The organism is Polaromonas sp. P1_E1_2, from assembly GCF_056406035.1.
In genome coordinates, this window is the sequence record NZ_JBFUAZ010000931.1 from 1 (window position 1) to 1,051 (window position 1,051).

The following is a 1,051-nucleotide window of genomic DNA, read 5'->3' on the forward strand; positions in this document are numbered from 1 at the left end:
GGTGCCCGACGACCCCTTGCTGGGCGAGATCTACAACGACTGGGTTCCCGGCACCGAGCTGGACCGCGAGCACAGAAATTACAGCCTGGACGAATACCGCTACCTGGCCGAGCAGGTCCAGTTCATCATTCAATACTTCGGGCTCCCGCCGGGGGAACTGGACGCGCTTGACTTCGGCTTCGGCTGGGCGCACTGGTCGAAGATGGCCATGGGATTTGGCTGCAATGTATGGGGTGTGGAGCTTTCCGAAGAACGCGCCCGCCACGGCAAATCCGTAGGGCTGCGGGTTGTCGGCCTGGCCGACCTGCCGGCCAGGAGGTTCAGGTTCATCAATACGGAGCAGGTCTTTGAACACCTGACGGAACCCAGGCTGGTGCTCGAGAAACTGCGCGATGCCCTGTCAGGAGACGGGGTCATCAAGATCAGCGTTCCCAACGCGGCTGCCGCGCTGAAAAAAATCAGCCAGGGGAAAGATTTCGGCGCGCTGTCGCCCGACGACCAGATGCCCATTGCCCCGCTCGAACACATCAACGCGTTCAGCCATGAATCGCTCGTCGCCTTCGGAAAAGAGTTTGGCCTGAAACCGCTGCGCCCCAAACTCTATCGGCTGTACAACAGCGCCTCGGGCCTGCTTCAGCCCAAAAATCTGGCGCGGGTCATTGCCCGGCCTGTCTACCGGCATATTTTTCCGGGCACCACATTCATCTATTTTGTGCGCGCCTAGCGCTGCGGCTTCATTTTTGGCGGACCTGGCCGTAGGACGGCGCCGGAAGACGGCCGAGCAGTGCCGCACGGCCTTTAAGATAAAAAAAGCCGCACCGCATGTCGCGGTCCGGCCTGCTTCAGGTTGATTCAGAAAGCGAGGCACCCCATGCTGATCAAAAAAACCATCACCATCGCCGCAATGGCCACTGCCATGTTTCTGGCCGGCGGTCTTGTCATTGCCGCACAAACAACAGACGCCGGTGTGAGCACCACGGCCGGGAATCCGGAAGGCGCAAGGCTGGCGAGCCGCTACARCGCATTTGCCGGCTCACCCCAAAACGCCGAG

The 1,051-nt window shown here is 60.7% G+C and carries 1 protein-coding gene and 1 pseudogene; both read left to right on the top strand.

What is annotated here, in order from left to right; all coding sequences use genetic code 11:
• Positions 1-724 (top strand): class I SAM-dependent methyltransferase (locus AC1D1P_RS24185; protein WP_477674772.1); only part of this gene is annotated, 724 nt, incomplete at its 5' end.
• Between the two features lie 147 nt (positions 725-871).
• Positions 872-1,051 (top strand): annotated as a pseudogene (locus AC1D1P_RS24190) (hypothetical protein); the annotation flags it as partial.